General features: G+C 57.4%; 14 protein-coding genes. 10 read left to right on the forward strand and 4 right to left on the reverse strand.

The annotated features are described in order from the left end of the window. Window positions 1-30 precede the first annotated feature (30 nt). Window positions 31-810 (forward strand): ABC transporter permease, encoded by a 780-nt coding sequence (locus tag WG622_RS06040; RefSeq protein WP_339402773.1) that lies wholly within the window; start codon window positions 31-33, stop codon window positions 808-810. Here WG622_RS06040 and WG622_RS06045 read toward each other — a convergent pair. Both WG622_RS06045 and WG622_RS06050 read right to left on the reverse strand, forming a co-directional pair. Beyond that, the gene (locus tag WG622_RS06045) at window positions 696-1,718 is read right to left on the reverse strand and encodes a glycosyltransferase (RefSeq protein WP_339402774.1); all 1,023 of its coding nucleotides are present in this window, start codon (window positions 1,716-1,718) and stop codon (window positions 696-698) included. The two genes, WG622_RS06040 and WG622_RS06045, sit on opposite strands and share 115 nt — an antisense overlap. Before the next feature lie 83 nt (window positions 1,719-1,801). Continuing rightward, the gene (locus WG622_RS06050) at window positions 1,802-2,614 is read right to left on the reverse strand and encodes a dimethylarginine dimethylaminohydrolase family protein (RefSeq protein WP_339402775.1); all 813 of its coding nucleotides are present in this window, start codon (window positions 2,612-2,614) and stop codon (window positions 1,802-1,804) included. 235 nt (window positions 2,615-2,849) lie between these two features. Here WG622_RS06050 and WG622_RS06055 point away from each other — a divergent pair, with 235 nt between their 5' ends. From WG622_RS06055 to WG622_RS06075, 5 genes are all read left to right on the forward strand, one after another. Continuing rightward, complete coding sequence (locus WG622_RS06055) at window positions 2,850-3,455, forward strand: TetR/AcrR family transcriptional regulator (protein WP_339402776.1); 606 nt, start codon at window positions 2,850-2,852, stop codon at window positions 3,453-3,455. Window positions 3,456-3,593: 138 nt separating this feature from the next. Beyond that, on the forward strand, window positions 3,594-4,844 hold the full coding sequence (locus WG622_RS06060; RefSeq protein WP_339402777.1) for a sarcosine oxidase subunit beta family protein: 1,251 nt from the start codon (window positions 3,594-3,596) through the stop codon (window positions 4,842-4,844). Window positions 4,845-4,855: 11 nt separating this feature from the next. Further along, window positions 4,856-5,140: a sarcosine oxidase subunit delta gene (locus tag WG622_RS06065; RefSeq protein ID WP_339402778.1), complete on the forward strand. Its 285-nt coding sequence runs from the start codon at window positions 4,856-4,858 to the stop codon at window positions 5,138-5,140. Then, window positions 5,140-8,088, forward strand: a complete 2,949-nt coding sequence (locus tag WG622_RS06070; RefSeq protein WP_339402779.1) for a sarcosine oxidase subunit alpha family protein — start codon at window positions 5,140-5,142, stop codon at window positions 8,086-8,088. The genes WG622_RS06065 and WG622_RS06070 overlap by 1 nt, the downstream gene beginning before the upstream one ends. Continuing rightward, window positions 8,081-8,635 (forward strand): sarcosine oxidase subunit gamma, encoded by a 555-nt coding sequence (locus WG622_RS06075; RefSeq protein WP_339402780.1) that lies wholly within the window; start codon window positions 8,081-8,083, stop codon window positions 8,633-8,635. Before WG622_RS06070 ends, WG622_RS06075 begins: the two co-directional genes overlap by 8 nt. Here the strand turns inward: WG622_RS06075 and pobA are convergent. Then, window positions 8,629-9,798: a 4-hydroxybenzoate 3-monooxygenase gene (gene pobA / locus WG622_RS06080; RefSeq protein WP_339402781.1), complete on the reverse strand. Its 1,170-nt coding sequence runs from the start codon at window positions 9,796-9,798 to the stop codon at window positions 8,629-8,631. The genes WG622_RS06075 and pobA overlap by 7 nt on opposite strands. 128 nt (window positions 9,799-9,926) lie before the next feature. Between pobA and WG622_RS06085 the strand changes: the two genes are divergently transcribed. The 4 genes from WG622_RS06085 (at window position 9,927) to WG622_RS06100 (ending at window position 13,159) form a co-directional block, all read left to right on the forward strand. Further along, a complete protein-coding gene (locus WG622_RS06085) occupies window positions 9,927-10,625 on the forward strand; it encodes a GntR family transcriptional regulator (protein ID WP_339402782.1) in 699 nt (232 codons plus the stop codon). A 145-nt stretch (window positions 10,626-10,770) separates the two neighbouring features. Further along, on the forward strand, window positions 10,771-11,244 hold the full coding sequence (locus tag WG622_RS06090) for a hypothetical protein (RefSeq protein ID WP_339402783.1): 474 nt from the start codon (window positions 10,771-10,773) through the stop codon (window positions 11,242-11,244). Then, a complete protein-coding gene (locus WG622_RS06095) occupies window positions 11,142-12,446 on the forward strand; it encodes an MFS transporter (protein WP_339403004.1) in 1,305 nt (434 codons plus the stop codon). Before WG622_RS06090 ends, WG622_RS06095 begins: the two co-directional genes overlap by 103 nt. Next, entirely contained in the window at window positions 12,443-13,159 is a 717-nt protein-coding gene (locus WG622_RS06100) for an SDR family NAD(P)-dependent oxidoreductase (RefSeq protein WP_339402784.1), read from the forward strand. The genes WG622_RS06095 and WG622_RS06100 overlap by 4 nt, the downstream gene beginning before the upstream one ends. Here the strand turns inward: WG622_RS06100 and WG622_RS06105 are convergent. Further along, entirely contained in the window at window positions 13,156-14,439 is a 1,284-nt protein-coding gene (locus WG622_RS06105; RefSeq protein WP_339402785.1) for an aspartate aminotransferase family protein, read from the reverse strand. The genes WG622_RS06100 and WG622_RS06105 overlap by 4 nt on opposite strands.

A 14,439-nucleotide genomic window follows, 5' to 3' on the forward strand; every position in this document is an offset into this window, starting at 1 on the left:
GGCGTCCTAAGAATCTCTGAAGGTTAAAATTTGAAACGCTCTAATGGTTTTTTGACCGTCGTCCAACGGCTGATGATGCGCGAACTCAGATCGACCTACGCGCGGGTGCCAGGCGGCATTCTCTGGGCCTATCTTGAACCGATTTTCACGGTGGTTTTGCTAAGCTTCGGGTTTGCGCTGATCCTGCGCAGCCCTCCTTTGGGGCAAAGTTTCGCTCTGTTTTTCGCGAGCGGCTATGGGGTGTTCCTTCTGTTTCAAACCACCGCAGCGACGTTTGGTAACGCGTTTCTGCATCTAAAACGAAAGGGGCGACGTCATTGGCCCGAGGCGATCTTGGCGCGCTTAGCGATTGGCACCACTCTGGCCATGAGCGTCGCTCTTAGTCTTGGGGGTGGGGTTGTTTGGTACACGGGCGTTCCGGGGCTTGTAGATCTGTGGGGGATCGTCGAAGCCCTAGCGCTAGCGCTTGGCGCGGGAATTGCATTGGGGTTCATGAACTGCGCGCTCTTTGCGATCCTGCCAGTCTGGCGGCCGCTTTGGGCGGTGACGTCAAGATTGCTGTTCTTGGTCTCGGGCGTGCTTTTCTTGCCGAGAGACCTACCATCCACAGTGCAGTGGATATTGGAATGGAACCCTTTGATCCATATCCTCAGCCTGCTGCGCGAGAGCCTGTACCATGGGTATGCACCTCTGTATCAAAGCTCATTTTTCGTGGCGCTCAGTTGTCTGGTCTGTTCAACAAGTGGCCTAGCTTTAACAATACTTTGCCACCCTGTGCCCCGCGCAGCGCGGCGAAGGATGTCTGCGTGAGAGCGGGAGAAATCATTTGCACACGCATCTTTAAGCGCCCACCACAATAGCTCCAAATACCGATGTGGCCTGCGATAGAAGACACTGCGCAGCGCCCAAAGCATAGCAAGGCCAAGCGTTATGGGCGTTTTTAAGCGTCCTGCAACACAACGCGCAAAATAAAGACCATTTCGATGCGCATAGTAGCTTTTCCAGAGCGGGTCATAAACGCGTCGACTTGCATTGAAGGTCTTGCATTCATGGTCAAACCGGATCGAGGGATCAAAGTGGATTTCGATACTTGAACGCGTCAGTCGCTCACAAAAATCCAGATCATCACAATAGATAAAGAAACGCCTGTCCGGGGGAGCGACACGCTGCAACGCCTCGGCAGACACAAAAAAGCCAACGAAAGTTGCGAAATCCACCGGAAGGCTGTTTGAGCTTTCAAATTGGCGGTCCGAAACATAGTAAGCGGACTTGCCTCGCAGCAAGGTCGTGACGAAACGCCAAAGGGATCTAAAAGGGTTCCAAAACGGCCTGTTGATCACGCTCACCCTGCCAGATGGATCATAAACTGCCGCGCAAAAAGCGCGGTTGCGGGGGCGCGCGGAAGTATGAAACGCCTGCAAGGCGTTTTTGGTCGGATAGGCGTCGTCATCCATCAGCAATACCCAATCCGCATTAAAGCGCTCCACGGCTTTTGAGAGGCCTTCAGCAAACCCGCCAGCACCGCCGACATTCTGCGGGAGACGCAGGACAGATAGCCGGCTGTCCTCAAGGCTCGAAAGCCAAGCCTCCGTTCCATCGGAACTGGCATTATCTACAACCACGATCCCGGAAAGTTGGTGTTCAGGCGCGGCAAGCAAGCAGCGAACACTATGCTGCAACTGTGCACAGCGATTGAAGGTCACGACAACAGCAACCACGCGCCCTTCTGAACAGGGCGTCTCATCTACGCTAATTCGAGCCGTATTTTGCATCGCAAAAAACGCTACGGCTCAACCGTTAATCAAGACTTAGGATCGGCCTGGCGGCAAGGAGAAAACCGCAAAGACAGGCAAGACATACCGCCATCCACTTTAGCTGCCTCGGTATTGCCGATCAGCCGAATGTCATAGCCTTCCTTGGTCAACATCTCCGTGGTCTTTGGGAACCCGTCGGGCATAACGACGATTTCGTTGAACCGAATAGAATTGGCGCAAGCCTCTTCGCCGTCGGCGACATGCAACAACCGATATCCATCAAAACAGCCAGAATCCGACAGACGTTTGGTCGACAAAATGGTCTCTTCGTCCAAAAGCGAGCAATCGGTTTTGAAGTGCAGAACACTTTCGGGCGTCTGCAACTCACGAACCTTGTATCCCCACTGCGATACGATTTTGTCCAATGCAGCGACGCCGGCGTGGTCCGTCCGCGAGGACAGCCCTACGAGAATCTCGCTTTCCGTCACCAGAATATCGCCGCCTTCAATAAAGCCACCCGGCTCCAGCTCATGAATGTCGCCATAGATATCAGCTAGGGTTCCCGCGATCTCCGCAGCCTCACCCAAACGGGATGGCGCACCCGGGCGCATCTGGATCACACCCTCTTGCAAACAAAGTGCTGCGTCCTCGACAAAGACAGAATCCGGATAGGCCTCGAGCGGCTCGAGCACCGTCACCTCAGCCCCAGTAGAGCGAAGCACGTCTACATAGGCTGCATGATGCTCTAGAAACTTTTGGTGATCCGGCGTGCCAGAGTCTTCAAACCGCAAACCTCGGATAATTGACGCAGCGGGCTTGCGAGACACCGCGTGCGAGAATGTGTAGGATTTTGAGCTCATTTTTTCCTAGTTTCCAGATTTCAGGGAGCTTCTATGGGGCAAATGATGCGGCACACTTTTAAGAGCGTTGCCGTTTATAGCCTTCTGTATATAGTTAAGTGCATGGACGCCAGCCGCACTAGCGCGAAACCAATGGATTCGCACGAAGGCAGCAAGCTAAGTTAATATTGCTGTACTCATGAATACCGTTTCAAAAAATTTTCAAAAAAGAAAGAGTGACGCGCGTCGTCAGTCTTTGATCGATGCGACCCTCAAAGTCATCGCAACCGACGGGGTGGCCGCTGCGACGGTGCGCACGATCGCGCGCGAAGCGAATGTCACGCAGGGCCTTATTCGGTACTACTTTCAATCGAAAGACGAACTGATTGTAGCCGCATATGAGGCGCATATGAGCGACATGCTCGCGTCGGCCGGAAGCGCGATGACGGGTGCTGGAACCGCAAAATGCCGGTTGATCAGGTATATTGAGGCGACGCTGAAGGCTCCGGTCACAACAAGGCAGAAAGTCGGCACATGGGCTGGGTTTTTCCAGATCCTTCTACATGACGACGACATGATCCGGCAGCACACCAAATCCTACCATGAGCTGCGTTTGCAAACCAAAACACTGATCGCCGATGTCTATGCCGAGGAAGGCATCTCCAAATCAGATTCGGAACTGCGCCGCCTTAGTATTGCGGGAAGCGCTTTGTTGGACGGGCTTTGGATCGAAGGCGGCGCGATTGGCGAAACCTTCCACCCCGGCGAATTGTTTCGCGTTGGTCTCGAGAGCTTTGGCGCGTTGATCAATGTTGATCTGAAGGGGTTTCGTGACGCCAAACAGGGCTGCGCGGAAACATAAAGGTTCATTGCTCGGCAATACCTCTGCTAAAGTCGTGATCAACTTTCGACATAGAGTGTCGCAAAAGCGCAAGCATACCGGTTTCCGGCCGTCATTCTTGTCGCGTGAAGCACTCAGCAAAACGCAGTGGGGAGACGCATGCGATATAATGCTCTGCGCATCTTTAAAGAGGCGCTGACCGGTCACAAAGGGTGGACCCCCGCGTGGCGCGATGCCGAGCCGCAGAAAAACTATGATTTCATCGTCGTCGGTGGCGGCGGGCATGGTTTGGCGACCGCCTATTATCTGGCCAAAGTCTACAAGAAATCCCGCATTGCCTTGCTGGAACGCAAGTGGATCGGCGGCGGCAATGTGGGCCGGAACACGACGATTGTGCGCTCCAACTACATGATGCATGGAAACCAGCCGTTTTATGAGCTTTCCCTAAAGCTGTGGGAAAACCTTGAGCAGGATCTGAACTTCAACGCGATGATGTCCCAGCGCGGGATCATCAACCTGTTTCACAACGACGCCCAGCGCGATGCGGCGATCCGGCGGGGGAATTCGATCCTGTTGCACGGGTCTGACGCAGTCATCTTGGATAAGGCGGGCGTCAAAGAGCTTTATCCCTTCTTGAACACAGAAAGCGCGCGTTTCCCGATCATGGGCGGCCTGCTGCAACCCCGCGCGGGCACGGCACGGCACGATGCTGTGGCTTGGGGTTACGCGCGTGGGGCCGATCAACACGGCGTCGACATCATCCAGAACTGCGAAGTGACCGGCTTCAAGATCGAGAACGGCGAGGTCAAAGGCGTCGAGACCACGCGCGGCGACATCATGGCCCCCAAGATCGGCGTTGCCGTGGCGGGGCGTTCTAGTGAGGTCATGGCGAAAGCAGGGCTGCGCCTGCCGATTGAAAGCCATGTCTTGCAGGCTTTCGTCACCGAAGGCCTGAAACCGATCCTGCCTGGCGTTATCACTTATGGCGCGGGTCACTTCTATATCAGCCAGTCAGACAAAGGCGGTTTGGTATTTGGCGGCAACCTGGATTACTATAATTCCTACGCTTGGCGCGGGAACCTTCCGACCGTCGAAGAGGTCGTGGAAGAGGGCATCTCGATCTTCCCCAATATCGCCCGCGCGCGGGTTCTGAGGTCTTGGGGCGGCATCATGGATATGTCGATGGATGGCTCGCCCTTCATTGACCAAACCCCGATCAAAGGCCTCTATTTCAACGGCGGCTGGTGCTATGGCGGCTTCAAGGCGACGCCGGCCTCAGGCTATTGCTTTGCCCATCTGATGGCGACGGACACACCGCATAAGGTCGCGACCGCTCTGCGGCTGGATCGCTATAAAACCGGTCACATGATCGACGAACTCGGCGCCGGTGCGCAGCCGAACTTGCACTAGGAGGCGACGCGATGTTGATCCCCCACCCGCTTCTTGGCCCCCGCGACGCCGGAGAGTTCACCTACCTCGGCGACGCCACCCTCTTGGACCGCCCCGACTGGCAGTCCGAAACCGCGCCGCAAGAGTTCTATGACTATGTCTACACCCGCGAAAACCCGCCTGGTGTGCATCGCGAGCTCTGGTACCACGAATATGGCGACCGCAGCTGGATCGTCGTGACCCGCAATGTCTCAACCCACGAAATCCTTGGTGCGGAACTTGCGCAGGACGTGGCGAAGAACAAGGGGACCGTGTGATGAGTGGCTATCGTTTAAGCGGCGGTCTGGTGGACCATGGCACCGCCCTTGGGTTCAAGTTTGACGGCACATCCTACAACGGGTTGCAGGGCGACACACTGGCCTCAGCATTGCTCGCCAATGGCGTCCAGCTCATGGGCCGCTCGTTCAAATATCACCGCCCACGCGGCGTGGTAACTTCTGGATCCGAGGAACCCAACGCCCTCGTCGAACTCCGCGAAGGCGCGCGACAGGAACCCAACACGCGCGCGACCACCATCGAGCTTTACGATGGCCTCGTCGCGAATTCTCAAAACCGCTTCCCAAGCCTCAAGCGCGACTTTCTGGCGATTAACGATCTCTTCTCGGATTTCCTGAGCGCGGGGTTTTACTACAAGACCTTCATGTGGCCGAAAGCCTTCTGGGAGAAGCTCTACGAACCGGCGATCCGCCGCGCCGCAGGTCTGGGCAGCGTTCCGCAGGAAAATGACCCTGACGCCTATGACAAAGGCTTCCTGCATTGCGATGTTTTGGTGATTGGCTCAGGCCCAGCCGGACTGATGGCGGCGCTGACGGCTGGCCGCGCAGGCGCGCGCGTGATCCTTGCCGAAGAAGACAATATGCTCGGCGGTCGCCTCTTGGCCGAAACCATGTCAATTGCCGATCAATCCGGCAGCGACTGGGCCGCAGCCACGCAGGCGGAACTTGCGTCTTTGCCAAACGTGCGGATCATGCCGCGCACCACGGTGTTTGGCGCTTATGATCACGGCATATATGGCGCGCTAGAACGCAACGCAGACCACCTGATCACCCCCGGCGCAGGCAAGCCGCGCCAGACCATGTGGCGCATCTACTCCAAACGTGCGATTGTGGCCGCAGGTGCGATCGAGCGCCACATCGGTTTCGCCAACAACGACCGCCCCGGCATTATGATGGCAAACGCCGTGCGCGCTTACGCCAACCGCTGGGCTACCGCTACCGCAAAATCTGTTCTGGTCTTCACCAACAACGACGACGGCTACAAAACCGCGCGCGATCTTATGGCGAAGGGCGTCAACGTACCGGCGGTGGTCGACACCCGCGACGAAGGTCCAGAGATCGAATGCACAGAGGTCCATCGCGGCGCGGTCATCCTCGACACCAAGGGTCGTCACGGCGTGACAGAGGCCATCGTTCAAACCGCCAAGGGGTACACAACCAATATCCTGTGTGGCTCGATCGCAGTCTCTGGCGGCTATTCCCCGAACCTCGGCATGACCTGTCACCAACGCGGCCGCCCCGAGTGGCGCGAAGACATCGCAGCCTTTGTCCCAGCGGGCGATCTGCCCCCCGGCCAAATCGTCGCCGGAGCCGCGCGCGGTGTCTATGACATGGGCAATGTCATGGCCGACGGGGTGTCTCAGGCAAAGCAGGCGCTGAATGATCTGGGCATCACATCCAAGGTCATGACCCTGCCCGAAGTCGAAGGCGAAGCGACCGGCATCTCTGCCTATTGGTACGTCCCCAGTAAGAAACGCGCTTGGGTCGACTTCCAGAACGATGTGACCGTCAAAGATGTGAAACTTGCCCACCAAGAGGGCTATGTTAGCGTTGAGCACCTCAAACGCTACACCACCTTGGGTATGGCAACGGACCAAGGCAAAACCGCCAATGTTCTGGGCCTTGCGGTGATGGCCGAGAAAACCGGCAAGACTATTCCCGAGACCGGCACCACTATCTATCGCCCACCTTACGTGCCCGTTGCCATGGGCGCGCTTGCGGGTCGTTCGACCTTGGAAAACTTCCGCCCCAAACGCCTCACGCCCAGCCATAAATGGGCAGAAGAACAGGGCGCGGTGTTCCAAGAAGTCGGCCTTTGGATGCGGGCGATGTGGTTCCCTCAAAAGGGCGAAACCTCGTGGCGTGAATCTGTCGACCGCGAAGTCATCGCCACCCGCACCAACGTCGGCATCTGCGACGTGACGACGCTTGGCAAAATCGACGTGCAGGGCAAAGACGCAGGCGAATTCCTGTCCAAGCTCTATGTGAACGGTTTCGCGAAACTGCCGATTGGCAAAGTGCGCTACGGCCTCATGATGCGCGAAGACGGGATGCTTTATGACGACGGCACTGCAGCACGCTTTGCCGAGGATCATTACGTCGTGACGACCACGACCGCCAATGCGGTTCTGGTCTATCGCAACATGGATTTCGCGCGCCAATGTCTGTTCCCCGACATGGACGTTCAGATCATCTCGACTACCGACGCCTGGGCGCAATTCGCGGTCGCGGGACCAAAATCGCGCGAGCTGCTCACACGCATCGTCGACAAAGATCACGACATCAGCAACGAGGCTTTCCCCTTCATGGGCTGCGCCGAAATCACCGTCTGTGGTGGCCTCAAAGCACGTCTTTTCCGGATCTCTTTCTCGGGCGAGCTGGCCTATGAGATCGCAGTCCCCACCCGCTATGGCGACGCGCTTGTGCGCCGCATGATGGAGGTTGGCGCGGATCTGGGTGTGACGCCTTATGGTCTTGAGGCGCTCAACGTCATGCGGATCGAAAAAGGTCACGTCACAGGGGCCGAGATCGACGGCCGTATGACTGCGCTCAATATGGGGCTGGACCGGATGGTCTCGCGCAAGAAAGACTGCATTGGCTTCCACAACAGCCAACGCGAAGCGCAGCTGGATCCGAACGGGCCACGGCTTGTCGGCCTGCGGTCGCTCAACGGCCAAGGCATCCATGCAGGTTCGCATTTGATGAACGCGACCGGAGAGGTCTCGGCCTGGGTGGATCAGGGGCACGTGACCTCTGTGTGCTATTCACCGATGCTCAAGGAATACATCGGCCTAGGCTATGTGAATGGCGGGGATCAGCGCATGGGCGAGAAGCTCCGTGCCGTGAACCCGATCAAGAATTACGAAACCCCTGTCGAGATCGTCTCGGCGCATTTCTTTGATCCAGAAGGAGGGCGTCTGCGTGACTGATCTTACTCCTCTTACCCCGCTGGGTGGGGCCTCGCCCCGCGTTGACACTTTGGGCTCGGTGACAATCACGGAGGTCACGGATCGCGCGCTGGCCTCTGTCGCGACGCGCAAGGGCATGGACGCGAACCAAGGGTTTGAAGCGCTTGGTTTTGCTGGTGCGCCGGCGGTTTGCACCATGGCCGAGGCCAGCGGATCCCGCGCTTGGTGGATGGGCCCTGACCAATACATGGTCGATGCGGCTTTCGATCAATCCGGGACTTGGGCGGCGAAAGTCAAAGACGCCATGGGCGACACGGCGTCGGTCACCGATCAGTCAGAGGGCTTCTGCCGCTTTGATCTGACAGGCGATGGCTGCGTCGACCTACTGCAACGCCTCTGCGGATTGGACAGCGAAACCATGCAGCCGGGCAGCGCCCAGCGCACGCAATTGCATCACATGGGCTGCGTTGTCATTCGCTCTGAGGCGGGATGGTCCGTCCTCGGCGCGCATTCCTCAGCGGGATCCCTGCACCACGCGCTATTGGAAGTCGCGGTCGGGCTTCAATAAGGCAGCCCGACGTAGTTTTCGGCCATGGCCTTCTGCGCAGAGCGATTGCTACGCAGGAATTCCAGTTCTGCGATCTGCATCTTGTGATCAAAGGCCGTCTGATCCGGATATTGATGCATCAGGGACGAGAACCACCAGCTGAACCGCTCAGCCTTCCAGACGCGCGCGAGGGCTTTGGCGGAATAGCCTTCGATGCCATCTGACGTGCCGGATTTATAGAAGTCAGTCAGCGCGTGATACAGGTAGTAGACGTCTGAGGCCGCCGTATTCAGCCCCTTGGCTCCGGTGGGCGGCACGATATGCGCGGCGTCTCCGCAAAGGAAAAGCCGACCGTATTGCATCGGTTCGCAGACAAAGGACCTCAGCGGCGCGATGGATTTTTCGATCGATGGGCCAGTGACAAGTTTGGTCGCCACATCTGACGGAATACGGCGCTTCAACTCCTCCCAGAAGGCGTCATCGCTCCAATGATTTGGATCATCACTGATCGGGCATTGGATGTAGTACCGGCTTAGGTTCTCGTTCCGCATCGAACAGAGCGCGAAACCGCGGTCCGAATTGGCATAGATCAACTCATGGTTCACTGGAGGCGTTTCCGACAGCACCCCGAGCCAGCCAAAAGGGTAAACCTTCTCATACTCCTTGCGTACCGTGTCCGGGATGGTTTTGCGCGACACCCCATGAAACCCGTCACAGCCCGCGATATAGTCGCAGTCGATCCGGCGCTCTTGCCCATCCTGCGTAAAGGTCACAAAGGGCGTGTCCGATTTCGCATCGTGGATCACAACATCTTCGACATTGTATTCGATCTGCCCACCTGCCTTCTCGCGCGCCTCATAGAGGTCGCGGGTGACCTCGGTTTGCCCATATACCATGACCGGCGTGCCGGTGAGGTCAGCGAAATCGATGCGGAAAATCTCGTCCCCATATGAGATCTCGGTTCCATCATGTGGAAATCCCTCGGCCTTCATGCGATCCGCGCAGCCGGCCTCTTCCATCATTTGCACGAGACCCTGTTCCAGCACCCCCGCGCGGATGCGGCCAAGGACGTAGTTTTTGGTCTTTCGCTCCAACACGATGCTGTCGATGCCCTGCGTATACAGAAGCTGGGACAGCAACAGCCCAGACGGACCTCCGCCAATGATCGCGACCTGGGTTTTCATAGGCTCCTCCACACAGAAACGAATCCTCGTTCACCATTTATGTATCCATTCTTAGGATTTTTTCTAGTTTTTTCGACTCGATTCTGATATTTACGTGCTCATTGGATACATTATGAGAAATCCTGCAAATGCCTCAAACCCTTGTGACCGCTGATGAAAACTCCACATCCGACCAGAAAGTCGTCACGATCCTGCGGCAGCGGATCATGGATGGTTCGCTGAAAGCGGATACAAAAATCAGCGAAGTGCTTGTGTCAGAAATGCTGGACGTCTCACGCACGCCTGCCCGCATGGCGTTGCAGGCTTTGGAATCCGAAGGGTTGATCCGTAAGCGTGAGGGGCGTGGCTATACGGTCTTGTCCTTTGACTCACACGAGTTGGCGCAGGCCTATGAGGTGCGTGGCGTACTCGAAGGTCTGGCCGCGGGCACTTTGGCCCGTGAAGGCATTGATGAAGCCCTCGCAACAGACCTCCGTCAGATCATTGAGGACATCGACACCGTGCTGGCGAGCGATCAGGACCCCGCCCAGCGCGTAACCGGATTTCAATCGCTGAACCGCGACTTTCATCAGGCCATCATGGCGGCCGCCGACAACCGCTTTATTGGCCATGCCTATCAACGGCTGGCGCATCTGCCTTTGGTCAGCCTCGGCTCTGTCGTTTTCAATGCCAACAAAGCCGAAGAAGAGATTACGCGCCTCAAGTTTGCCAATATGCAGCATCGTTTGATCCTCGACGCGATCCTCAGACGCGATGCGATGCGGGCGGAAAGCCTGATGCGAGAGCATGCAAATCAGATCCCGATTTACACGGATCTTTTGGTTTAAATCCGCCCCTTAGAGTGATCCGTCAAAGACTTTCCCGCGTAACAGTCCCAAACCACGGCGAGGGACGCAGGTGCGATTTGGTTCGGTTTTCAGTCAGAGTGCCCCTAAAGCAGCCTCTGTAGCGGCTTGTCTTCTGACAGGTGGCATGAGCGTTGCGGATGACATCGCGCCTCTGCCTCTGACCCAGATTGAGGATGCCCAGATCTCGGCACAGGACACGGTGACATGGCTGGGCTTTCGCGTGTTTGACATCGCGGTCTTTACCCCAAACGGTGCGCGCTATGATCCGACTGAACCCGCCGCAATAGAGCTGAAATACGCGCGCCGGTTCTCCAAGAAGAGCCTGACCACCGCGACGATGGAAGAATTTGACCGCCTTGAGGGAACGCAAACGGATCACCCTCAGATCGCGCGTAAGCTGCAATCCTGCTTTGCCGACGTCGGCCCCGGAGACAGATTCCTCGCGATTGGTTCCGCAAGAGACCGCGTGGCGCTTTATCGAAACAACCGGCAGACCTGCCGCCTGACCCATCCAAATATTCGCGCACGGTTTCTGGATATCTGGTTGTCGCTGGACAGCCGTTTTCCCGCCGTATCCCGCCGACTGCGAGGCCTATGATGCGCGCTCCGGCGATTGGGCTCTTTGCGATGGGGCTGGCCGCGGCTGGCCTGCCTTTGTACATTCATCTGCCGCGCTATGCCGAAGTCGACCTTGGGCTGAGCCTTGCAACCGTCGGCGCCATCTTGCTGGGCCTCCGCATCTTGGACTTTGTGCAGGATCCGGTTTTGGGATGGATGGTAGACCGCTACCCAAACCGAAAGCGCAGCTTTGTCGCGCTGGCCGTCACCGGCCTCGCCCTCGGGTTTCTGTGCCTGTTTTCTGTCGCGCCACCCATCGCGCCCATCCCTTGGTTGATCCTGGTGCTGGCTCTGGTTTTCACCAGCTTCAGCCTGGCTTCGATCCTGTTTTACGGCCAAACCCGCGCGCTCAGTGACGGCGATGCACCTCAGGCGATGATCTCTGTCGCCAAATGGCGCGAAGGGGGGAGCCTGCTTGGCATCATCCTTGCCGCATCCTTGCCGATCTGTCTCGGGTATGTGGGATTTGGCATCGCCCTCATGGGTCTTATTTTTGTCGCGGGACTGTTCAGTAGACCTCTTTGGACGACCTCTGTTCAGGTTGAGGAAAAGCTGAACTTCAAAGCGCTGATTGCGTCTGGCGGAGGCAACCTCTTGCTGTTGACCTGCGTCAATACTTTGCCTGTTGCGATCACCTCGACGCTCTTCGTTTTCTTTGTCGAAGACCGCCTCATGCTGCCTGACGCCGCAGGCCCCTTTCTGATCGTCTTTTTCCTCGCAGCCGCCCTGTCCATCCCGGTCTGGACCAAAGCCGCAGCCCGCATCGGCCCGCGCCTGACCTTGGTCGCCGCCATGAGCCTCGCCATCGCGAGTTTCGGATGGGCGGCAACTTTGACGGGCGGAGAAGCCACCGCCTTTGCCATCATCTGCATCGGGTCAGGCTTTGCCGCAGGGGCGGATATGTTGATATTGCCGGCCCTGTTTTCATCAGTCCTGGCGCGCGCCGATTTGCAGGCGGGGCAGGCCTTTGGGTTCTGGTCCTTTGCCAATAAAATAACGCTGGCACTGGCCGCAGGAGTGGTGCTGCCCATTCTGGATCGGCAAGGATTTCAATCCGCCACCGAAAACTCTGCCGAAGCGCTCGCCAGCCTCACGCTGCTCTATGCTCTGATCCCCTGCGGGTTAAAGATCCTTGCGATTTTGATCACCCTCACCCTGCCAAAAAAGACCTTCCAATCATGACCAAGCTTGCAAAAACCTATTGGATTATCGGTGCCTCAGAAGGGTTGGGCCGCAGTCTGGCGAAAAAGCTGTCGGCTGAGGGCTGCGCATTGGTTTTGTCGGCGCGCTCGGAAAGTCGCTTGCGGGATATCGACGTTGAGGATGCCCAGATCCTGCCGATGGACCTCACCGATCAAGCCTCGGTCGACGCAGCGCTTTCGAAGCTGCCGGACATTGACGGAGTGATTTATTGCGCGGGAGCATATGATCCTATGACGGCGCAAAACTGGGACCGCGACAAGGGTCTCTTTATGATGGATGTAAACGTGCTTGGCGCAATGCGTGTGTTACCCGATATCGTGTCCCGCTTTGTGACCAAAGATGCAGGCCACATCGTCCTGATCGGCTCGCTTGCCGCCTACCACGGCCTACCCGGAGCTGTCGGCTACAGCACCAGCAAAGCCGCGCTGATGCATTTGGCCGAGAACCTTTACCTTGATCTGAAATCCACGAATGTGAGGGTGCAAGTCACCAATCCGGGCTTTATCGAGACCCGCCTCACGCAGAAAAACAGCTTTCAGATGACGCAGCTAATGACGCCCAACGTGGCCGCCGATAATGTAATCCGCAACATGAAACGCCGCAAATTCCGCACAGCCTTTCCTTATCCCTTCGCGGGCGTCTTTCGCCTACTACGCCTATTTCCGGATAGCTGGGTTAGAAGGTTCTTTTAACCCAATTGCGCCACCGCGTTTGCCGCCTGCGAAATCGCATGTGAGGTCATCTCCATGTCCGCATCCGTGAGCGCCAAGGACGGATATGTCTTGCCCGGAGACTTAAAGATCCCATGCGCGCGCAATGTATCATTCCATGCTTTTCCTGCCCCAGCATCGCCCGCAAGCACATCTCGATACGTGCGTGGCTTGGCGTCTGTAAACACGATCTCAAACAAGGTGGGATCGCCGACGATACGGTATCCGATGCCCACCGGATCCAGCGCTTTGCGGATCATATCCTGGACCTGATGACCAAACCCGCGCAGCTTCTCGTACTGGCCCTCGCGTCGCAGGATCTCGAGGCTCTTGATCCCCGCGATCGCCGCCACCGGATTGCCTGAGAGCGTGCCAAGCTGCATGAGCCAACCATCTGCACCGACCACCGCCTTATCAAAATGCGCCATGATGTCCGCGCGCCCAACAATGGCTGCCAGCGGAAAGCCCCCACCGATCACCTTGCCCAAGGTGCAGAGATCCGGCGTCACGCCATAGAGTTCCTGCGCGCCGCCATAGGCGAAACGAAAACCTGTCACCACCTCGTCAAAGATCAGGACGATGCCGTATTTGTCGGCCTCCTCTCGCAAGAGCTGCAGGAAACCCGGTTCCGGCGGAATGATCCTTTGAAGAGGCTCAACGATGATACCGGCCACCTGCCCCTCATACTCCGCTAAAAGAGAGCGAATGTAGTCGGGATCATTAAACGGTGCGATCAGCATTTCATCTGCGACGCTTTGGGGAATGCCCGCACTGTCAGGGATCGCTTGCGGGAAATTCACCTGCTTCACGGGGGCAAGGCTCATCTGCGCCTCGGCGCTCATCCCGTGATAGCCGCCTTCGAATTTCACGATCTTGTCGCGTCCGGTGAAGGCCCGCGCGAGGCGCATAGCGTACATATCCGCCTCTCCGCCCGAGGACACATAGCGCAGCTGCTCGCCACAGGGCATCGCGTTTACGATATCCTCAGCCAGTTCCACGCCCAGCGCATTGTTGGCGAAAAACGTCTGACCCTTGGGCAGCTGCTCTAATACAGCTTCGAGCACCTCCGGGTGGCCGTGGCCCAAGAGCATCGGACCAGAGCCGATCAGATAGTCGACATATTCATTCCCATCCTCATCCCAAACGCGGGACCCTCGGCCTTCACGGATGAACATGGAGGGATCGAAATTGCCAAAGCCCCCAGCGGGCAAAACGGCTTTGGCCCGGGCGGCCCATTCGGCTTGGGTGGTCATGCGCTGCAT

Origin of the sequence: Cognatishimia coralii (genome assembly GCF_037478305.1) — a bacterium.
Taxonomy (GTDB): domain Bacteria; phylum Pseudomonadota; class Alphaproteobacteria; order Rhodobacterales; family Rhodobacteraceae; genus Cognatishimia; species Cognatishimia coralii.